This window comes from Streptomyces sp. NPDC012637, assembly GCF_042954805.1.
Classification (GTDB): domain Bacteria; phylum Actinomycetota; class Actinomycetes; order Streptomycetales; family Streptomycetaceae; genus Streptomyces.
Genome location: NZ_JBIBDS010000001.1, coordinates 1126760 through 1146207, shown reverse-complemented (window position 1 = coordinate 1146207; position 19448 = coordinate 1126760). Strand labels below are relative to the sequence as shown.

Sequence of the window (19448 nt, the reverse complement as noted above, 5' to 3'; positions counted from 1 at the left end):
GAAGGAAGGTGACGGACATGAGGGCCGTCACGTGGCAGGGCCGGCGGAAGGTCTCGGTCGAGACCGTCCCCGACCCGGAGATACGCGAGCCCGCGGACGTGATCGTGCGGATCACGACGAGCGGGCTGTGCGGATCGGACCTGCACCTCTACGAGGTGCTGGGGCCGTTCCTCGACCCGGGTGACGTGCTCGGGCACGAGCCGATGGGCGTGGTGGAGGAGGTGGGGCCGGAGGTGCGGCGGATCTCGCCCGGCGACCGGGTCGTCGTGCCGTTCAACATCTCCTGCGGCACCTGCGCGATGTGCGGGCGCGGCCTGCACTCCCAGTGCGAGACGACGCAGGTGCACGACTACGGCACCGGGGCGTCGCTGTTCGGGTACACCAAGCTGTACGGCCAGGTCCCGGGCGGGCAGGCCGAATACCTGCGCGTGCCGTTCGGTGACGTCCTGCCCGTCCCGGTCCCCGAAGGACCGGCGGACGACCGCTTCGTCTACCTCTCGGACGTGCTGCCGACGGCGTGGCAGGCCGTCGAGTACGCGGACGTGCCCCCGGGCGGCTCGCTCGCGGTACTCGGCCTCGGCCCCATCGGCGACATGGCGGCCCGCATCGCGCTGCTGCGCGGCGCCGATCTCGTCCTCGGCATCGACCCCGTGCCCGAACGGCGCGCCAGGGCCGCCGCCCGCGGTGTGCGCACCCTCGACCTGTCCGAAGACGGCGGCGACCCGCTCGAGCGGGTCCGCGACCTCACCGACGGCCGCGGCCCCGACGCGGTCATCGACGCCGTCGGCATGGAGGCCCACGGCGCGCCGCTCGCCCGCGGCCTGCACTCGATCGTCGCGTACCTGCCGGACGCCGCCGCACGTCCGCTGATGCGCCGCTTCGGCGTGGACCGGCTGTCCGCGCTGCACCTCGCGGTGGAACTGGTCCGCCGCGGAGGGACCGTGTCGCTCGCCGGCGTGTACGGGGGAGCGGCGGACCCGATGCCCCTCTTCGAGATGTTCGACAAGCAGCTGACGCTGCGCATGGGGCAGGCGAACGTGCTGCGCTGGGTCGACCGGCTCCTGCCGCTGCTGACCGACGAGGACCCGCTGGGCGTCGACGACTTCGCCACCCACCGGCTGCCGCTGGCCGAGGCCCCGGAGGCGTACGAGATGTTCCAGGCCAAGCGCGACGGCGCGGTGAAGGTCCTCTTCAAGCCCTGACAGCGGCGCGTCGGGCCCCTTACGGCGGCGTGCACGGCCTGTGAGGGCGGCGCGTCGGGCCCCTTACGGCGGCGTGCACGGCCTGTGAGGGCGGCGCGTCGGGCCCCTTGCGGCGGCCCGGGAAGGCGGGCGCGCCCCGGCCCTCCTGACGGCGGCGCGTCCGGGCCCCTGACGGCGGAGGCGCGTCGGCAGGACCGCCGGCGCGCCGCTTCCCGTCGCCGGTCGTCCCCGTTACGCGTCCGCGCTCGGCACGTCGAGCGGGCTGTCGGGCGCGTTCTTCCGTTCCTCGGCCATCCGCTCGCCGAGCGCGACGAGACGCTTGCGGCCCATGGCCTTGCGCACGTCGGGGAACCAGTCGCTCTCCTCCTCCTCGACGTGATGGCGGACGTTCTCCATGAGCACCGTCATCTTGGCGTCGAAGCGCTCGTCCTCCGCATCGAGCCCGACGAGTTCCGACAGCATCCACAGCACGGCGTGGTGCTCCTCGACGCTCTCCAGGACGTGGTCCTTCGTGTCCGGCGCGGCCTCGCGGGCGGCCGGATAGAACACCCGCTCCTCGATCCAGGCGTGCTCGGTGAGCTCCCGGATCACCTTGTCCGCGATCTCCCGCTTGCGCCCGTGGGAGTCGTCTCCCGCCCGCTCGAACTCCTTGAACAGCTTCTCCACGGTCTTGTGGTCTTCGCGGAGCAGCACGATGCCGTCCATGAGGCACTCCTCCCTTGCCGGTTCGGCGGCCGCCCGGTGGCGGTCGCCGCGGATCCGCCCGGGCGACTGCCCCGTATCGTGTCGCCTCAGCCCTTGGATTCGGAGCCGGAACCGGAGCCGGAGGCCGGGCCCGGTCGAGGCCGACCGGCGGCCCCGTCCCCGCCGCCGTCGGGCTGCTCCTCGTCCAGCAGGTCGAGGACGGCGCGTTCGGCCCGTCGCCGGTAGGCGGGGCTGCCGGGGGTGCAGTCCGCGCCGAGGCCCCGCAGAGCGGGCGCGATGGTCACCCCCTCCTCGTACCGTTCGAGGACGCGCGGGGAGACGTAGGAGGCCCGGCACACCGCCGGCGTGTTGCCCAGGCGTGAGGCGACCTCGGACATGGCGCGGCTCACCGCCCGGTGGCGGGCCTTGACGGACCGGCGGCCGGTCCGTTCGGGGTCCGCCAGTGCCACGGCGGCCAGCACGGTCGCGTGCCACGTACGGAAGTCCTTGGCGGTGAGGTCCACGCCGGACGTCTCGTGGAGGTAGGCGTTGAGCTCGTCCGCGTCGACGTCGTGCCAGGACCGGCCCTCCCAGTAGGCGAAGAGCCGCTCGCCGCCTCCGCCGCGTCTCAGCAGGGCCCGGACCACCTCGGCGGCGGCCTCGTCCGTGACGCGGACGGCGAGCCGTCGGCCGGACTTGCCCGGGTAGTCGAAGGACACTCGGCCGCGGTCGCAGCGGACGTGCTCGCGCCGTAGCGTGGTCAGCCCGTACGAGTCGTTCTCGCGCCGGTACCGGTCGTCGCCGACGCGGAACAGACCCAGGTCGAGCAGCCGCGCCATGCAGGCCAGGACCCGTAGGCGGCACAGGCCCCGACTGGAGAGGTGCCGGTCGACGGCCCGGCGCAGCCGGGGGAGGGCCACTGCGGCCTCCCGCACGTGCTCGTGTTTGGCGAGCTCCTGCCGGGCCCGGAACTCCTCGTGGTACAGGTACTGGCGGCGGCCCGCCGCGTCCGTGCCGACGGCCTGGAGGTGTCCGTTCGGCCAGGGGCAGATCCACACGTCCTGCCAGGCGGGCGGGATCACGAGCGCGCGTGCTCGCTCCCGGTCGGCTTCCGGCAGCGGCCGGCCGTTCTCGTCGAGGTAGCGGAACCCGCGGCCGTGGCGGACGCGTTGCCAGCCCGGCCGGGACGGTTCGCTCGTCCGCAGCCGCACGGCGGGGTCACCCGGCCGGGGCGGCGGCGAGGACGCGTTCTTCCGGCGCGTCGCGTCGGGGTGGGCGTGCGTGGTCCATGGCTCCTCGCAGGCGTCGGGCCGTGAGGCGGTCCGCGCACGGGCGTCGTGCGCGGAGCGGCACGGCGGTGCACCCCGTCGCGTCGCTGTCCCCGCGTGTGCCCCGTCCTGCCGGTCCGACACCACGAAGCACCGGTTCCACCGCCGCTTCGGGCCGAGCGAGGCCCCACGGATACCGCAGCAGATCCAATTCGTGTACAACTCCCCTTCCTGGTGTGTAGTGTTGACCGCGTTCACAGTTCGATACCGTAAGTTCGCCTGTTAACACTTGGGGGGTCAGGTGTTCCATCACCTGCGCACGATCAGCCGAACCAGCCGTACCAGCCGAACCGGACGCACTCGGCGTACCGCCACCGCAGCCGCCATCGCCGCGGCCCTGGCGGCCGGACCGGTCGTCGTGCTGCCGGCCACGGCCCACGCCGCCGAGGCCGCCGAGGTTCTCGTACCCGCGCCGGACGCGTACGGCGACGGCGTCGAGACGCTGCTGGCGACCGGCGGCCAGGGCGTCCTGCACCGCGAAGGCGGCGGCTACCTCTGGACCAACACGTACAACGGGGCCACCAAGCCCCTCCCGGAGCTCGACGGCGTACCGGAGGACGCGATCGTCCGGGGCCATGACGAGTACAACCGCGTCGTCCACACCAGGCCGCGCGCGGACGGCGGCACGGACGTCGTGCGGGTCGGCATCGAGGACCCCGGCTTCACCAGCACCGTCGCCGTGCCCGCCGGCTATCTCAACCCGCGGGTCGCCAACGGCTGGGTGCTGGCCACCGTGGACCAGGGCGACGGCAGCTACCAGCTGCGCGTCGCGCGCGGCGGCGCCCCGGCGAACGACCCCGTCGTGCAGCTTCCCGCCGGAGCCACCACCGGCGCCGAGCCCGTACTGCTGGGCGCCCACTACAACCGGCTCCTGATCGGCTACCGCACCGCCGACGGCACGCCGGGGTACGGCATCCTCACCGCGTACAACGGCACCGTCGAGCCGCTGCCCGTGACCGGCGAGGCGAGCAGCTTCCGGATCACGGGGGACACCGTCAGCTGGTTCACCCGCGGCGGGGAGCCGGGCGTGCGGGTCATGACGCGCACCAACATGGCCGCCGCCCCGCGCGTCGTGCCGCTCGCCCTGCGGTCGGCCGACAGCACGGTCACGACCTTCGTCGTGGGCGACAACGTGCTCTGGCGCGAAGGCGACGGCGGGCCCCTGCGCCTCACCCCCTTCGCCGGGGCGGAGGTCGAGCGGACGCTGATGAGCGACGTCGAGGCGACGTTCCTGCGCTCCGAGGGCGGGGGTTCGCTGGTCGCGCTCGGCAAGGACGCCGAGGGCAGGCGCGCCATCCGGCACTTCAGCGTGGACGGTTCCGGACTCGTCTTCGACCTGCTCCTGCGCGAGGTGCCGCAGGCCACGACGGCGGACGGCCACATCCAGGCACTGAGCCTCGACCGCGGGCGGCTCCGGTACGTCAACTCCCTCGCCGGCAAGGACACGTTGCACGGCACGGACATCGGATCCGGCCTCGATCCGGCGAAGGGGGCGGCGCTCGCCGACCTTCCCGGCGCGGCGGCGGGCCGCTTCGCCGACGGAACCGACGAGGGCCTGGCCCGCCTGGTCGAGGACCCGGACACGGGTGCCGACGTGCTCGTGACCGGCGACGACCCGGAGCACCCGGCGGACAGCTTCACGCTGCCGGGCAAGGGCGGCCGGATCCTCGACACGGCACCGGAGTTCGTGCTCTACGAGGCGGCCGGACGGCAGTACGTCGTCGACACCGCGCGCGACGCCGTCGTCCGCGAGCAGCCCGCCCAGGCAGCCGTGCTGGAGCAGAAGTGGCTGCTCAAGCCGGCGCTGAGGAATCCCGGCACGGTGAAGGTGGTCAACCTGCTCACCGGCAACGTGACCGAGACCATCGCGCTCGGCACCGCGTGCGTCCCCGACGAACTCCAGCGCAGCGGCACCCTGCTGTACTGGAGCTGCGCCTCCCAGGACGCGGCGGGAGTGCGCGACCTGGCGACCGGGCACACCTACCCCGCCCCGGCGTCGGGCGTCCTCCTGGGCGACCGTTTCCTGGCCCACCGCGACGGCTCCGGCGACCTGCGCCTCACCGCGCTGAAGGCCGACGGCGGCACGGCCGACCTCGGCACCGTCACCGGACTGAAGGAGCACGCGAACGGGGACGGGCGCGGCACCACCTGGACCCTCGACGCGGGCGCCGGCAAGCTCGCCTGGGTGGGGACGGACGACACCGTCCACGTCACCGCGCCGCAGCGGGAGGTCTCCCCGCTGCGCGTCGCCCGCGCCGCAGCGCCTCGCACCCTCGTGCAGGACGGCACCGCCGAGTGGGCCGCCGCATGGTGGCTCTCCAAGCCCGCGACGTCCTGGCGGGTGACGCTCACCCACCGCGAGACCGGCGAGGTGGTGCGCACCTGGACGGGCGGAGGGACCCTCAGCGCCGTACGCGTCTCCTGGGACGGCACGTCCGAGGCGGGCACCCCGGTGGCGACCGGCTCCTACACCTGGCAGCTGACCTCCGCCCCGGCGGACGGCGCCGGCACCGAGGCGACCGCCTCGGGCGTCGTACGGGTCACGGACTGACCGGAGGCACCAGGCACGGACCGGCGCCTTCCCCGACGGCGAGTCGGGGAAGGCGCCGCGCAGAGCCGCAGCCGGTAAGGTGCGCGGGCACCAAGGCAACCGGAGGTCAGAGCACGTGACGACGATCCAGCACAGCAGGGCGGGCAGACGGCAGGCGCAGCGCCGCATCCGCCCCCGGCGTTCTCCCGCCGTGCCGCTGGTGGTCCTCGCCTGGGCAGGCGCGGCGGCCGTCGCCGGACTGTGGTGGCGCAACACACCGGCCGTGCTCGCCGAGACCGGCGACCGCCTGATCCACGCGGGGCGGATCACCGGCCTCCTCGCCGGATACGTGACCGCCCTCGTCATGGTGCAGATGGCACGGGTCCCGGCCCTGGAACGGCGGGTCGGCTCCGACCGCGTGTCCCGCTGGCACGCGACGAGCGGCCGGTACGCGCTCTCCCTCACCGTGGCGCACGTGGTGCTGACGGTGTACGGCTACGCGCTGCAGGGCCGGATCGGCGTGGTGGAACAGACGGTGTCGCTGGTCACCGAGTACCCGGAGATGGGCAAGGCGGCGATCGGCACCGTGCTCTTCCTGGTGGTCGGTCTCGTATCGGCGGCGGTCGTGCGGCGCAGGGTGCGCTACGAGTTCTGGTACTACCTGCACCTGCTCACGTACGTCGCCGTCTACCTCGCCTTCTGGCACCAGCTCGCCACAGGGGCGGAGTTCATCGCCGACCGCGGTGCGCGCACGGCCTGGTACGCCTTGTACGGCGCGGTCGGCGGGCTGCTCCTCTGGTACCGGGTGCTGACTCCCGTACGGCTCAATCTCGCGCACCGCATGCGAGTGGAGGCGGTGGTGTCCGAGGCGCCGGGGGTGGTGTCCGTGCTCGTCCGCGGGCGCCGGCTGCATCGGCTCGGGGCCGAGGCGGGTCAGTTCTTCCGGTGGAGGTTCCTCGCGAAGGGGCTGCGCTGGTCGGCCAACCCGTATTCGCTGTCGGCGCCGCCCCGGCCCGACCTCCTGCGGATCACGGTCAAGGCCGTCGGCGGGCACAGCGCGGCCCTCGCCGGGCTGCGCCCGGGGACGCGGGTGTGGGCGGAGGGCCCGTACGGTTCGCTGACGGCGGCCCGCCGCAGCCGCGGCAAGGTGCTGCTGATCGCGGGCGGCGCGGGCATCACCCCGCTGCGCGCGCTCTTCGAGACGCTGCCGGGCGCCGGTCGGGATCTGACGCTGCTGTACCGGGCCCGTACGGCGGACGATCTCGCGCTGCGCGCGGAGCTGGAGGCGATCGCGGACGACCGTGGGGCGCAGCTGCTGTACGCCGTCAACGGTCCGGACGGCAGACGGCCGGAGATCAGCGCGGGGATGCTCCGCCGGATCCTGCCCGACATCGCCCGGCACGACGTGTACGTGTGCGGGCCGCAGGGGCTCGCCGAGGAGTCGTACGCCGCTCTGCGGGAGGCGGGTGTTCCGGACAAGCGGATCCACCACGAGTCCTTCGCGTTCTGAGCCGCCGGATCGCTGGGCGTCCGCCCAGGTGTGACGCCTGGGGTTTCCGTGACGCTGAGCGAGGTGTGAGGAAGACACACCCGCTCCGTCGCGCGGTGCTCGCCGGCGCGGGCACCGTATCCGCCGTCGTGCTCCTGCTCGCGCTCAAGCCGACCACGGATCCGTCGCTCGCCCAGGGCGCCGCGGGCCTGGGAACGCCCCTGGCCTCCGCGGTACCGGCCGATCCCGGGGGCCCGTCCTCCGCCGCCACCGCGCCGTCGGCCTCGGCCGGCGACCCGTCGTCGCCTTCGCCGAGCACCCGCGCGACCGCCTCCGCCGACGCGTCGCCGTCGGCGGGCCCTTCCGCGTCCCGTACCACCGGCGCCCCGACGAAGACGAGCGCTCCCACCGCGTCCAGGACCACGTCCGGGTCCTCCGGGACGTCGGGCAGCACCTCGGGCGGGTCCACCACCCGTACCGTCGCCGGAGCCACGATCAGCACGCAGTACGGGTCCGTCCAGGTGCAGATCACGCTCAGGGGGAGCACGATCACCGGGGCCACGGCCCTGAAGTCGCCGTCTTCCACACCTCGGAGCAGGGAGATCTCCTCCGAGGCCATCCCGCAGCTCAATCAGCGGACGCTGGCGGCGCAGAGCGCGAACATCGACTCCGTCTCGGGCGCCACCTACACGAGCGCCGGCTACCGCCAGTCGTTGCAGAGCGCCTTGGACAGGGCCGGTGTCTGAACCGCGCCTGCGGCACGTCGAGCACGTGATGGGCACGGTGTTCTCGTTCGACGTCCGCGGCGGCTCCGACCCCGCCCGTACGCGAGCGGCGCTCGCGGAAGCGGTGGACTTCCTGCACCACGTGGACCGCGTCTTCTCCTCGTACCGCGAGGACAGCGAGGTCAGCCGCCTGGCGCGCGGGGAGCTCACCCCCGAGCAGTGCGGGCCCGACGTCCAGGAGGTGACGCACCTGTGCGAGGACCTGCTGCGCCGCACCGAGGGCTGGTTCACGCCCCGGTACGCGGGCAGCGGCGGCGGATGGGATCCGACCGGGCTGGTGAAGGGCTGGGCCACGGAGCGCGCGGCTCGCATGCTGGCCTCGGCGGTGCCCGTCGAGGCCGTGTGCGTCAACGGCGGCGGTGACATCCAGCTCCTCGGAGGCCCCTGGCGCATCGGCCTCGCCGACCCCCTCGTCCCCGGAGCTCTGTCCGCGGTCGTGGAAGTCGACGCCGGCACACCGGAGGCCGCGGTGGCCACCTCGGGCCCCGCGGAGAGGGGCTGCCACATCCTCGACCCGCACACAGGCGAACCGCCCGCACACCCGCTCGCGGCGATGACGGTCGTCGGTTCCTCGCTCACGATCGCCGACGCCTTCGCCACCGCCGCCTACGCCATGGGCGACTCGGCCCGTCCCTGGCTGGAGAGGCAGCCGGACGCCGAAGGCCTGGCGACGACCGCCACCGGCACCACCTGGCAGAGCACCGGCTTCGCCCGCTGGGTCACCTGACGCCCCGGCCGGTCGACCCTCATCCGTTCCGCCCGAAGCCCTCGGGACTGATCCTGCGAGCCACCCACGACGGGGCTGTCCCGCGGCGAGTCCGTACGGTGATGCCGCCCCTCGGTCGTAGCGTCACCAGTGACCTCATTCCGCAGTGAACCGGTCACCGTCCGTGGCTGCCGCGGCAGCGCGTGCGCACACCGGTGGCTCGCAGGTGACCGGGAGCACGGGACGTGAATGGTGGACGCTTGTGTGGGGGGCCGATTCCGGCCCGGCGCCTCTCCGTCTGAGCGCCGGCATCCGTGGCGGACAGGAAGGAGACCCCGATGCCGCTCTATCTGTCGAGGTTCAGCTACACGCCGGAGACCTGGGCGAGGCTGATCGAGCACCCGGAGGACCGCGCGGAGGCCGCTCGGTCGTACATCGAGTCCGTCGGCGGGAAGCTCCACGGCTTCTGGTACGCCTTCGGCACGCATGACGGCTACAACCTCTGGGAGGCTCCGGACAACGTGTCCATGGCCGCGATTGCGCTGGCGATCAGCGGAGGCGGCGCGCTCAGCTCGTTCGAGACGACCGTTCTCCTGACCGTCGACGAAACACTGGATGCCCTGGGCAGAGCCGGGCAAGTCCGGTACCGGGCTCCCGGCGCGGAGCGGTGAGCCGCAAGGGTCTCGCCTCGGGTCCCCGCGCGTCCGAGCACCACTCACCGTCCGGCCCGGCCACGATCCCCCGCGTCATGATCGTCCACCTCCCTGTGCGGTGTCGTCGACGTCGTACGTGAGACGGGTCGAGGAGACGGAGACCACGCCGTCGACCGTCGCGCACATGCGCTCGACGGCCGGGATCATGCCGCGGAAGCGCAGCTTCCCGGTGAGGTCGACCCGCCCGTCCCGCACGTCGACCGTGAGCGAGGCCGGGTCGAGACGCAGAGTGTCACCGAGCACGTCCTCGACGATCTCCCGGCGGATGTCGTCGTCCTGGCGGAGGAAGATGCTCAGGAGGTCGCGGCGGCTCACGATGCCCACCAGCCGGTCCTCGTCGTCGACGACGACGAGCCGCTTGATCCCCTGGACCTCCATGAGCCGGGCCGCCTCCGCCACGGTCCAGTCGGGCCGTGCGCACACGGCGGGTGCGGACATCAACTCCTCCGCGCGCGTTCCCTCGGCCTTCGCCCGCTCCCACGCCTCGAGCCCCGGCACGGCCGGCATGTCTCCCGGGGTGGTGGCCTGGTCGGCCGTCTTCCGCATCAGATCACCCTCCGACACGACACCGATCACCCGGTTCTCCCCGTCCACCACCGGCAGCGCGGTGACCCGGTGCTGCGACAGCACCCGCACGACCTCCTTGAACGGCGCGTCGCCGCGGACGCTCACCACCTCACGGGTCATCAGCTTGTCGATCCTGCGGTGTCGCATCACCCGCTCCTTCCCTGCGCGGACGCACCCGCTCCGGCCACCAGGCGAGCGGCACAGCCGTCCCAGGTGACGAGGACCGGATAGTCGTCCTCGGTGAGTTCCCTCCCGCTGAGTTCGGCGAGCGCTTCGACGAACTCGAGGAAGTCCAGCGAATCCATCTCGAAGGTGTCCCGCAGGGACACGCCGGGATCGAGCCCTGTGAAGTCGGCGTCGGGTACGACACGCTGCACGGCCTGCCGGACGAACGCTTTCGCCTGGTCGTGGTTCACAGTTCCTCCGGGTGTTGCAGGAGCCGGTCCAGGGCGGTCAGGAGACGCGCGCCGGTGGCGCCGTCGGCGGCTCGGTGATCGGCGGACAGCGTCGCCGTGAGTACGGGACGTACTCCCAGCAGGCCGTTCACGGCCACGGGCCGCTCGACGATCCTGCCCAGGCCGACGAGGGCGACTTGCGGCGGGTAGACGACGCCGAACACGGCCTCGACGCCCTGGTCGCCGAGGTTGGTGACGGTGAGGCTGGGGCCCACGGTCTCGGACGCCCGGAGTCGGCCGCGCCGTGCCCGTGCCACCAGGTCCTTGAGCGCGGTCATCACCTCGGTCACGGAGAGCGTGTCGGCGTGGGCGAGGGCGGGAGCGACGAGGCCGCCGCCCCGCAGGGAGACCGCGACGCCCAGCCGCACCTCTTCCGAGGGCACGAAGCCGTCGTCAACCCAGTGCCCGTTGAGCTCGGGCACTTTCCGTGCCGCCAGTGCGACGGCCTTGAACGTGAGTGCTGCGGGCACCAGCCGTGCGGAGAGCGGCAGTTCGCGGTTGCGGGCGTGCATCCAATCCAGGGCCGCTGCCATGTCCACGGTCGTGGCGAGGTAGAAGTGCGGGATCTCCCGCTTGGACCGGCTCATGATCCGGGCCGTGGCCGCCCGCGCCGTGTCCGGGACGGCCGGCCGCTGCGCGCCCTCGGCGGCCGCGACGGAACGGACGTCATCCGCACGGACGGTGCCGTCCCGACCGGTGCCGGTCACATCGGCGAGGTCGACGCCCAGCTCGGCGGCCAGCCGCCGTGCGAGCGGAGAAGACCTCACCCGCGGCGGAGCGGGACGCTCTTCGGCCGAGCCGTCGCCGCGCACCGGCTTCACCGGCCGTGTCGCCGGCGCGGTCTCGTCGCGCTCCGGTGCGGGTGCGGGTGCGGGTTCCGATGCCGGTTCCGCGTGCTCCACGTCCGCGCGTGTGATCCTGCCTCCCGGGCCCGAACCACGGAGAACGGTGAGGTCGACATGCAGATCCTGGGCGAGTCGGCGGACCAGGGGCGTCGATGGCGGCGGGCTTTCGGCAGGTGGACTCCCGGGCGGTCGGCCCTCGGTCGGACTGATTCCGGCCGACGGGCTTTCGGAGGTCGTGCCGATGCGTGCCAGCGGAGTGCCCACCGGCACGGTGGTGCCCTCGTCCACCAGGAGGGCCTCGACCGTACCGCTGTGGAAGCACTCCGCCTCGATCGCGGACTTGGCGGTCTCGACCACCGCGATGACGTCCCCGCGCGCCACGCGGTCACCCGGGTGCACCAGCCACTCGGAGAGCACGCCCTCGTCCATGTCGGCGCCGAGGGCGGGCATCGTGAACTCGGCCATCTCAGCTCACCGCCCGACGGGCCGCCGCCACGATTCCGGCCGGCTGAGGAAGCGCCGCCTCCTCCAGCCGGCGGGCGTAGGGGATGGGGACCTCCGCGCTGCAGACCCGTTCCACGGGTGCGTCGAGGTCGAAGAACGCCTGCTCGCAGATGCGCGACTCGATCTCGGCGGACAGGCTGCCGCTGCGCCAGCCCTCGTCGACCACGACGGCCCGGTGGGTCCGCCGGACCGAGCCGACGATCGTGGCGTCGTCCAGCGGCCGCAGCGACCGCAGGTCGACGACTTCCGCGCTGATCCCCGCGCCCGCCAGTTCCTCCGCCGCTTCGAGGGCCTTGGGCACGCAGCCGCCGTACGCGACGACCGTGACGTCGTCGCCCGCGCGACGGACGGCCGCGCGGTCCAGGTCGACCTCCTCGACGGCCGGATCGAGCGGGCCGGCCGCGTTGTAGAGGCTGCCGTGTTCGAAGAGCAGCACCGGGTCCGGGTCGGCCAGCGCGGCGGACAGCAGATGGCGGGCGTCGTCGATCGTGGCCGGCGCCAGGACCCGGAGGCCGGGGATGTGGGCGTACCAGCCCTCGAGGCTGTGGGAGTGCTGAGCGGCCAGCTGCCGTCCGGCGCCCGTCGTCATGCGGATCACCAGCGGCACACCGAGCTGTCCGCCGGACATGTGCCGCAGGGTGGCGGCGTTGTTGAGGATCTGGTCGAGTGCCAGCAGGCTGAAGTTGACCGTCATGATCTCCACGACCGGCCTCATCCCTGCCAGTGCGGCGCCGATCCCCGCTCCGACGAACGCGGACTCCGAGAGGGGGGTGTCGCGGACACGATCGGGACCGAATTCCTCCAGGAGGCCGAGGCTCACGCCGAAGCATCCGCCGTAGCGGCCCACGTCCTCGCCCATCAGGAAGACCCGGTCGTCCGACGCCAACGCCTCGCGCAGGCCCTCCCGAAGGGCCTCCCGGAAGGTGGTGGTGCCGTCGTCGGGGTGGGCCCGCGGTCGCGTACGCGTGCTCATGACAGGACCTCCTCGTGTCGGCCCGTGACATGGAGCAGCAGGTCTTCGGCCGGCTCCTCGGGAGCCTGTTCGGCCGCGCGGACGGCTCGGTCGATCGCCTCCATGACCTCGTGGTCCAGGGCCTCTTGGGCATCCGTGCCGAGGAAACCGGCCTTACGCAGGCCCTCGGCGAGGCCCGTCACGGGGTCGTGCCGCTTCCACTCCTCGACCTCGCCCTTCGGCCGGTACCGGTCCGGGTCGTACATCGAGTGCGCGCGGAACCGATACGTCCGCATCTCCAGGAAGTGCGGTCCGTTGCCGGCCCGAATCGACTCGACCGCTCCGCGCGCAGCCTTCTCCACGGCATGTACGTCCATGCCGTCGACGGCCCAGGCCGCCATTCCGTACGACGCCGCCCGCATCGCCAGGTCCGTCTGGGCGTGTTCGCGGGCGAGGGCCGTCCCCATCGCGTACAGGTTGTTCTCGCAGACGAAGAGCACGGGCAGCCCCCAGAGCGCGGCCAGGTTGGCGGTCTCGTGGAACTCGCCCTCGGCGAAGGCTCCGTCACCGAAGAAGCAGCAGGTCACCCGGGACTCGCCGCGCATCCGGTCGGCCAGGGCCAGACCGGCCGCGAGCGGCAGGCCGCCGCCCACGATGGCGTTGCCGCCGTAGAAGCGGCGGCCGGCGTCGAAGAGGTGCATGGAGCCGCCGCGGCCGTGGCTGCACCCGGTGGCCTTCCCGTACATCTCCGCCATCACGGCCTCGGGCGGTACCCCACGGGCCAGCGCGTGGCCGTGTTCGCGGTACGTGGAGACGACCGCGTCCGCCTCTCCGAGCGCTTGGTTCACGCCGACCGCCACCGCCTCCTCGCCGATGTAGAGGTGGACGAAGCCCCGGATCGCCGCCGCGCTGTACAGCTCGACGCACCGCTCCTCGAAGCGCCGGATGAGCAGCATGTGCCGCAACAGACCCAGGTCGTGGGCTGCCGTGGGGGAGAGGGCGGGCGTCGCGGGTCCCCGGGCGCGACGGGGCCGCTTCGTCTGCGGTGTCCTGGCGGACGTGCCGCCATGTGCGGTGGCCATCACGGCTCCTTCCCCGAGGGCCTGGCCGTTCCGGCCGGTTCGGGTGTCTCCAGCGTCGACACGTCGCCCTCGGGCAGGCCCAGTTCACGGGCCCGCAGCAGGCGGCGCATCACCTTTCCGCTACGGGTGTGGGGCAGATCCCCGACGAACTCGATCTCGCGCGGGGCGACGGCCGGCCCGAGGCGCCGACGGGCGAACGCCAGGACGTCCCGCCGCAGTTCGGTGTCGGGCGGATACTCGGGGCGCGGCAGCACGAACGCCTTGACGATGGCGCCCGCCAGCGGGTCAGGGCGGCCGATGACACCGGCCTCGGCGACGGCCGGATGCTCCATGAGCGCGCTCTCCACCTCGAACGGCCCAATGAGGTGCCCCGCGGACTTGATGACGTCGTCGGCGCGGCCCACGAACCAGTACCAGCCGTCGGCGTCCCGGCTGACCAGGTCGCCGGTCAGATACCACCCGTCCGCGAAGCACGCCTCGTAACGCTGCTGCTCGTGGAGGTAGCCGCGGAACATCGACGGCCAGCCGGTCCGCAGGGCCAGCTCGCCCTGAGCGCCCGGCTCCTGAAGGATCCGGACGTGCCCGCCGGTGACCGCCGCCCGGCCGTCCTCGCCGCACGCCAATACGGCGGCCTCGACACCCGGAAGCGGCCGGCCCATCGACCCTGGCCGCACCGGATCGGCCGCGAAGTTGGCGATCATGATGGCACCGGTCTCGGTCTGCCACCAGGTGTCGTGGACCGGCAGCCCGAGTGCTTCCCGCCCCCAGTGCACGGCCTCGGGATTGAGCGGCTCGCCGACGCTCGCGACGAACCGGAGCGACGAGAGGTCGTGGCGCGCGCCGGGCATCGGGTCGCCGCTGCGCGGTGCGGCCCGCATGAGCATGCGCAGAGCGGTGGGAGCCGTGTACCAGACGGTGACGTGCTGGTCGGCGAGGATCCCGTACCAGCGAGCGGGGGCGAAGTCGCCTTCGTCGACGACGGTCGTCACCCCGTGGGTGAGCGGGGCGATGATGCCGTACGACATGCCGGTGACCCAGCCGGGGTCGGCAGTGCACCAGAAGACGTCGCCCTCGTGCAGGTCCAGGGCGTAGGCGGCGGTGACGTGATGGGCGAGGACCGCCTCGTGTACGTGTACCGCGCCCTTGGGGGTGCCCGTCGTGCCGCTGGTGAAGTGCAGCAGCGCCGGTTCGGCCGGATCGGTCGGCCCCACCGTGTACTCGTCCGGCGCGGCGTCGGTGAGCGCGGGGAACGACAGGGTGCCCGGGGGCGGGTCGGCCCCGGGGTCGAGGAGGAGGACGTGCCGCAGGTGCGGAAGCCGGCCCCGTACCGGGGCCACCTTGCGCTCGTACAGCTCCCGGGTCGTGACCAGCGCCCGGGCGTTGCCCAGCTCCATGCGCAGTGCGACGGGTTCGGGACCGAAGGCGGTGAACAGGGGGCACAGGACTCGCCCGGCACGCAGCGTTCCGAGGACGGTGCTGTACAGCTCGAAGCGGCGGCCGAGCAGGGTGAACACCCGCTCGCCGCGGCCCAGGCCGAGCGTCTCCAGCACGTGCGCGAAGCGGGAGCTCCCGGCCGCGAGCCGGGCGAAGGTCACCGTCGCCACGGAGCCGTCGCGGTCGACGCAGCGCAGCGCCACGCGATCGCCGTGGCCCTCACGCAGGTGCCGGTCGACCGCCTCGTATCCGATGTTGATGCCGCCGTCCGGAAGCCCGGCGAGCCGGGACCGCTCGCGGCGCCAGGAGAACGTGGCCCGGGCGCTGTCGTAGTCGGGCATGACCGGCGCCACCCACAGAGCGTTCATCGCGGTGGCTCCACGTCGAGCGCGAGATTGTCGTAGGCGTACTCGATCGATTCGTGCAGGGCGACCACTCCGTCGACCGAGCGGCAGAGCCGCACGATCACGCGGACGTCGGCGCGTTCGTCGACTCGGCCGGTGAGCCGGACGACCCCGTCGTCGACGGTCACGCGGATCGTGTCGGGAGCGAGGCGCAGGGTGTCGGCCAGGACGTCGTGCTCGATCTCGTCACGGATCGCGGCGTCACTGCGCAGGAAGGGCCGCAGCAGGTCGCTGCGACTGATGATCCCGACGAGCCGACCGGTCTCGTCCACGACGGGAAGCCGCTTCACTCCCTTGCGGTGCATCGACCGGGCCGTCTCGACGAGGTTCCAGCCCGGCTGCGCCGTGATGGCCGGCGAGGTCATCAGCTGGGCGGCCGTCTCCGCATCGGGCAGCCCTCGCTCCCGGGAAAGGAGTCGGACGCCCGCCGAACGGCCCTCCAGATCGGGGAGCTCCGCGGTGGCCCGCAACAGGTCGGCCTCCGAGACCACGCCGAGCAGGCGTCGGTCGGGGTCGACGACCGGGACCGCGGAGACGTCGTGTTCGGCGAAGAGCCGGGCGATCTGCTTGAACGGGGTCTGGGGGGCGGCGGTGACCACGTTGTGGGTCATCACCTCGAAAACCGTACGGTGCTGCATGACGGTCCTCCTTCACGCGGCGAGGCGGCCCCGGTAGCTCTCACCCTGTTGCACGGAGCCGGCCCGCGGGCAGTGCCGAATGGTCCCCTTCCGGGACGGTCGGCCCCATGACGAGCGGCCGATCGGGTCGCGGGGCGGAAGACGTGAGCACCGGTCCCGGAAGGGCCGTGGCCGGTCGCTTTCCGACGCGTGAGCCGGACGCGTGAGCCGGACGCGTGACGCGAAGGCGCTACGCGGTCGTGAACTCCGCGGCCGCGTCCACCACGCCGGGCACCGCCCGGGTGAGCCGCAGGGCCAGATCCGGGGGTACGGATGGTGGCAGGCGTCCGGCGAGCGTCACCACCCCGTCCGTGACCCGTACGGTGAGTGCGGCGTCGCCTTCGGCGATCAGGTGCGTGAGGAGCTCGTGCCTCACGTCCTCGGCGAGCTCGGCGTCGGAGCGGAGGTAGACCTTGAGCAGGTCGCCCCGGCTCACGACACCGACCGGGCGACCGTCGTCGTCCACCACGGGGAGCCGCTTGAGACGCCCACGCCCCATCAGCCGCGCCGCCCCTGCGATCGTGGCGCCGCGCGGAACGGCGACGGCCGGCGCCGACATCAGACTGCCCGCCGTCACCGGACCCGCCCTGTCGCCGTCCTCTCCCGGAACCTTGCCGAGGATGTCCGCCTCGGACACCACGCCCACCACCCGCCCCTCGGCCGACAGCACGGGAACCGCGCTCACACCCCAGCGCCGCATGGACTGGACGATTTCCTTGACCGGTGCGTCGAGCCTGGCGGACACCACCGCGTGGGTCATCACGTCGTCGACGGTACGTGGGTGCTTCATGACCGGCCTCCGGCACTTCTGCGCCCCGATTCCTGTTCCTGCGAGGGTGTCGCCGCCGGACGCCGGACGACAAGGGCCGAAAGGGGCACCTCGGGAACCGGCCAGCCCTGGCCCGGACGGTCGACCGGTGCTTTCCTGAAGGTGAGGAGGGGCCCGCCCCAGGGACGCGGGGAAGCGGCTTCGAGCCGTGCACCGCGCGATCAGGATCCGCGAGAAGCGGATGGGCCCTTCCTCCAGTCACACGGTGCTGACCGGGCGCTCCGCCGCCGCCGACCTGCTCGTCGGGGCACGGAGCCGGGACGGGCTCGTCGGTCTCGAACTCGGCAGGGGCGCCCACCGCGCCCTGCACCATGCCACGCCACGCCACGCGTCCCGTCGCCGTCGTCTCCCGGCGGCGCCTCGAGGGCACGGAAGGAGAGCCGTGATGAACACAGCCGACGACCGGCACGCCCCGCACGCCACGAGCGACCTCGGCCGCCGCGTCGCGGCAAGGCGCGCCCGACTCGGTCTGTCCCGGGAGGAACTGGCCGACCGGGCCGGCTCGACGCCCAGCTTCATCGCCTACGTGGAGGAGCGGGTTCCCACTCCGGGAATCGAGTTCCTGGTTCGGCTCGCGAACGCCCTGGAGACCACCGTCCAGGAGCTCACCGGGTCCACGGCGGACCGTGCGCCCGGAGGAGGCCGCGCCGGGTATCGGCCACGGATGGAGGAGATCGACGAGGCCGAGTGCTGGGAGCTGCTCGACGACCACGGCGTCGGCAGGATCGCCGTCGAAGGACGGGACGGGCTCATGGTGATCCCCGTGAACTACCAGGTCGTCAACGGGCGGATCGTCTTCATGACCGCCGCGGACTCGTCCCTCGCGCGCACCGCGGCGTCCGGTGCGGAGGTCGCCTTCGAGGAGGATCGCCTGGACGAAGCCTTCAGTCAGGGGTGGAGCGTGCTCCTCGTCGGTCCGGCCCGAACGGTGTCGGACGCGACCGCGGTACGGAGGATCAGGGAGGCCGTCCACTCGGAGCCGTGGGCCGGGGCCGGGCGGGACACCGTGGTGGTGCTCTCGCCGCGCCGGGTGACCGGCCGCCGTATCCGGGTGCCGGGTGCTCCCGACACGTCGCCCGGGGCAGCCGGTCAAGGGCCGTCCCCTCGGTGACCACGTACAGGCCAGTGACCACGCACAGGCCAGTGACCACGTACAGGCCAGTGACCACGTACAGGCCAGTGACCACGCACAGGCCAGTGACCACGCACAGGCGCCGTTGCGGCAGGCCGGCGACCTGCCGGCGCGGTCTCGTGCACGGAAGGCGCTCGCCGACCGGTGGAGTGTGATGCATCCGGGCGTGGCCGACAGCAGAATCGCCGCCCTACGCTCCGTCAGCCGCCGCTCACGTCAGCCGACCGCTCACGTCAAAGGGACGACGGCGACCGGCGCGGGGCTGTGGTGGATGACCGCGTGGGCGACATGGCCGAGATGCGCGCCGAGGGGGACTTTCCGGCTCCGGCGTCCCACGATGACGAGCTGCGCGGTCTGCGACGCCTCGACCAGCTGGTAGGCAGGCGAGCCCACCACCGCCGTGGGCGTCACCTCCACGCCCGCGTACCGCTTGCGCCAGGGTTCCAGCAGGTCGTCCAGGCCACCGAGGAGGTGGCCGCCCAGCTCCTCGCCGATCCCCGGGTCCATGACGGCCGCGTAGCCGTACGAGGCGGGAAGCGTCCAGCTGTGCAGGAACCGCAGCGGCCTGCCCCTGCGGGCGGCTTCGTTGAAGGAGAACGCGAGCAGGTCTTCGCACGGGTGGTAGATGTCGACGCCCACCACGATCCCGCCTTCGGGAGCCACCGAGGCACCCTCCGCGCGCACGAGGACGACCGGCCGGCGCGCCGAGCCCACGACGGCAAGGGACACGGAGCCGACGATGAAGCCCCGGACGCCTCCGAGCCCACGCGATCCGAGCACCGTCAGATCCGACTCGTTCGCGGCGGCCGTCAGTTCCTCGGCCGCCCGGCCACGCGCACGCTCCGCGAGGACCTCGAGACCGGGGTGGTCCTCGCGCACGCGGACCGCCTCGTCCCGCAGGAGGCCCTCGGCCCGCTCCGCCATGGTGCGGGCGTACGGCAGGGGAACCTCAGGGGTGTTCGGCCACTCCTCCACGTGCACCAGCCGAAGCGGCACCTCGCGCAACACCGCTGCCCTCGCCGCCCACTCCACGGCGGCGAGGCTTTCCTTTGAACCGTCCGATCCGACGGTGACCAGGGCCGTCATGGTGCGCCTCCTGAACCGTGTCCGCTCCGTTCCGTACGTGGTCC

General features: G+C 72.9%; 18 protein-coding genes. 7 read left to right on the top strand and 11 right to left on the bottom strand.

Annotation, left to right across the window (positions count from 1 at the left end; all coding sequences use genetic code 11):
• Positions 1–17 precede the first annotated feature (17 nt).
• Entirely contained in the window at positions 18–1202 is a 1185-nt protein-coding gene (locus ACFY8W_RS05250) for an alcohol dehydrogenase catalytic domain-containing protein (RefSeq protein ID WP_391100437.1), read from the top strand.
• A 231-nt stretch (positions 1203–1433) separates the two neighbouring features.
• Here the strand turns inward: ACFY8W_RS05250 and ACFY8W_RS05245 are convergent, their stop codons facing one another.
• Positions 1434–1907, bottom strand: coding sequence for a hemerythrin domain-containing protein (locus ACFY8W_RS05245; RefSeq protein WP_391100435.1), 474 nt, complete (start codon positions 1905–1907; stop codon positions 1434–1436).
• Between the two features lie 86 nt (positions 1908–1993).
• Positions 1994–3097 (bottom strand): DNA topoisomerase IB, encoded by a 1104-nt coding sequence (locus ACFY8W_RS05240; protein WP_391100433.1) that lies wholly within the window; start codon positions 3095–3097, stop codon positions 1994–1996.
• A gap of 358 nt (positions 3098–3455) precedes the next feature.
• Between ACFY8W_RS05240 and ACFY8W_RS05235 the strand changes: the two genes are divergently transcribed.
• The 5 genes from ACFY8W_RS05235 (at position 3456) to ACFY8W_RS05215 (ending at position 9395) form a co-directional block, all read left to right on the top strand.
• Positions 3456–5765, top strand: coding sequence for a FlgD immunoglobulin-like domain containing protein (locus tag ACFY8W_RS05235; RefSeq protein WP_391100430.1), 2310 nt, complete (start codon positions 3456–3458; stop codon positions 5763–5765).
• 115 nt (positions 5766–5880) lie between these two features.
• Positions 5881–7254 (top strand): ferric reductase-like transmembrane domain-containing protein, encoded by a 1374-nt coding sequence (locus ACFY8W_RS05230; RefSeq protein ID WP_391100428.1) that lies wholly within the window; start codon positions 5881–5883, stop codon positions 7252–7254.
• Between the two features lie 65 nt (positions 7255–7319).
• Positions 7320–7979, top strand: coding sequence for an FMN-binding protein (locus ACFY8W_RS05225; protein ID WP_391100425.1), 660 nt, complete (start codon positions 7320–7322; stop codon positions 7977–7979).
• A 28-nt stretch (positions 7980–8007) separates the two neighbouring features.
• The gene (locus ACFY8W_RS05220; protein ID WP_391101729.1) at positions 8008–8745 is read left to right on the top strand and encodes an FAD:protein FMN transferase; all 738 of its coding nucleotides are present in this window, start codon (positions 8008–8010) and stop codon (positions 8743–8745) included.
• Between the two features lie 317 nt (positions 8746–9062).
• Positions 9063–9395, top strand: coding sequence for a GYD domain-containing protein (locus tag ACFY8W_RS05215; protein ID WP_391100422.1), 333 nt, complete (start codon positions 9063–9065; stop codon positions 9393–9395).
• 75 nt (positions 9396–9470) lie between these two features.
• Here ACFY8W_RS05215 and ACFY8W_RS05210 read toward each other — a convergent pair whose 3' ends face one another.
• The 8 genes from ACFY8W_RS05210 to ACFY8W_RS05175 all read right to left on the bottom strand — a co-directional run bounded on the left by ACFY8W_RS05210 (position 9471) and on the right by ACFY8W_RS05175 (position 17147).
• A complete protein-coding gene (locus tag ACFY8W_RS05210) occupies positions 9471–10151 on the bottom strand; it encodes a CBS domain-containing protein (RefSeq protein ID WP_391100420.1) in 681 nt (226 codons plus the stop codon).
• A complete protein-coding gene (locus tag ACFY8W_RS05205; RefSeq protein ID WP_391100417.1) occupies positions 10151–10420 on the bottom strand; it encodes a phosphopantetheine-binding protein in 270 nt (89 codons plus the stop codon). The genes ACFY8W_RS05210 and ACFY8W_RS05205 overlap by 1 nt, the downstream gene beginning before the upstream one ends.
• A complete protein-coding gene (locus tag ACFY8W_RS05200) occupies positions 10417–11769 on the bottom strand; it encodes a 2-oxo acid dehydrogenase subunit E2 (protein WP_391100415.1) in 1353 nt (450 codons plus the stop codon). The genes ACFY8W_RS05205 and ACFY8W_RS05200 overlap by 4 nt, the downstream gene beginning before the upstream one ends.
• A gap of 1 nt (position 11770) precedes the next feature.
• Positions 11771–12781, bottom strand: a complete 1011-nt coding sequence (locus ACFY8W_RS05195) for a pyruvate dehydrogenase complex E1 component subunit beta (RefSeq protein ID WP_391100413.1) — start codon at positions 12779–12781, stop codon at positions 11771–11773.
• On the bottom strand, positions 12778–13842 hold the full coding sequence (gene pdhA, locus ACFY8W_RS05190) for a pyruvate dehydrogenase (acetyl-transferring) E1 component subunit alpha (protein ID WP_391100411.1): 1065 nt from the start codon (positions 13840–13842) through the stop codon (positions 12778–12780). The genes ACFY8W_RS05195 and pdhA overlap by 4 nt, the downstream gene beginning before the upstream one ends.
• Complete coding sequence (gene acsA / locus ACFY8W_RS05185; RefSeq protein WP_391100409.1) at positions 13842–15644, bottom strand: acetate--CoA ligase; 1803 nt, start codon at positions 15642–15644, stop codon at positions 13842–13844. The genes pdhA and acsA overlap by 1 nt, the downstream gene beginning before the upstream one ends.
• Positions 15641–16318 (bottom strand): CBS domain-containing protein, encoded by a 678-nt coding sequence (locus ACFY8W_RS05180; protein WP_391100407.1) that lies wholly within the window; start codon positions 16316–16318, stop codon positions 15641–15643. The genes acsA and ACFY8W_RS05180 overlap by 4 nt, the downstream gene beginning before the upstream one ends.
• 229 nt (positions 16319–16547) lie before the next feature.
• The gene (locus ACFY8W_RS05175) at positions 16548–17147 is read right to left on the bottom strand and encodes a CBS domain-containing protein (RefSeq protein ID WP_391100405.1); all 600 of its coding nucleotides are present in this window, start codon (positions 17145–17147) and stop codon (positions 16548–16550) included.
• Between the two features lie 424 nt (positions 17148–17571).
• On the opposite strand from ACFY8W_RS05175, the gene ACFY8W_RS05170 reads away from it, so the two are divergent.
• Positions 17572–18297, top strand: a complete 726-nt coding sequence (locus ACFY8W_RS05170; protein ID WP_391100402.1) for a pyridoxamine 5'-phosphate oxidase family protein — start codon at positions 17572–17574, stop codon at positions 18295–18297.
• A gap of 249 nt (positions 18298–18546) precedes the next feature.
• On the opposite strand, the gene ACFY8W_RS05165 is transcribed toward ACFY8W_RS05170, so the two are convergent.
• A complete protein-coding gene (locus ACFY8W_RS05165; protein ID WP_391100399.1) occupies positions 18547–19404 on the bottom strand; it encodes a universal stress protein in 858 nt (285 codons plus the stop codon).
• Between the last annotated feature and the right edge of the window lie 44 nt (positions 19405–19448).

Excerpts from the sequence above, each read along its gene's own strand:
- ACFY8W_RS05245 (WP_391100435.1), bottom strand. The coding sequence starts at position 1,907 with ATGGACGGCATCGTGCTGCTCCGCGAAGACCACAAGACCGTGGAGAAG.
- ACFY8W_RS05195 (WP_391100413.1), bottom strand. The coding sequence starts at position 12,781 with ATGAGCACGCGTACGCGACCGCGGGCCCACCCCGACGACGGCACCACC.
- pdhA (WP_391100411.1), bottom strand. The coding sequence starts at position 13,842 with ATGGCCACCGCACATGGCGGCACGTCCGCCAGGACACCGCAGACGAAG.
- ACFY8W_RS05180 (WP_391100407.1), bottom strand. The coding sequence starts at position 16,318 with ATGCAGCACCGTACGGTTTTCGAGGTGATGACCCACAACGTGGTCACC.
- ACFY8W_RS05200 (WP_391100415.1), bottom strand. The coding sequence starts at position 11,769 with ATGGCCGAGTTCACGATGCCCGCCCTCGGCGCCGACATGGACGAGGGC.
- acsA (WP_391100409.1), bottom strand. The coding sequence starts at position 15,644 with ATGAACGCTCTGTGGGTGGCGCCGGTCATGCCCGACTACGACAGCGCC.
- ACFY8W_RS05215 (WP_391100422.1), top strand. The coding sequence starts at position 9,063 with ATGCCGCTCTATCTGTCGAGGTTCAGCTACACGCCGGAGACCTGGGCG.
- ACFY8W_RS05220 (WP_391101729.1), top strand. The coding sequence starts at position 8,008 with ATGGGCACGGTGTTCTCGTTCGACGTCCGCGGCGGCTCCGACCCCGCC.
- ACFY8W_RS05250 (WP_391100437.1), top strand. The coding sequence starts at position 18 with ATGAGGGCCGTCACGTGGCAGGGCCGGCGGAAGGTCTCGGTCGAGACC.
- ACFY8W_RS05170 (WP_391100402.1), top strand. The coding sequence starts at position 17,572 with ATGAACACAGCCGACGACCGGCACGCCCCGCACGCCACGAGCGACCTC.
- ACFY8W_RS05175 (WP_391100405.1), bottom strand. The coding sequence starts at position 17,147 with ATGAAGCACCCACGTACCGTCGACGACGTGATGACCCACGCGGTGGTG.
- ACFY8W_RS05165 (WP_391100399.1), bottom strand. The coding sequence starts at position 19,404 with ATGACGGCCCTGGTCACCGTCGGATCGGACGGTTCAAAGGAAAGCCTC.
- ACFY8W_RS05210 (WP_391100420.1), bottom strand. The coding sequence starts at position 10,151 with ATGCGACACCGCAGGATCGACAAGCTGATGACCCGTGAGGTGGTGAGC.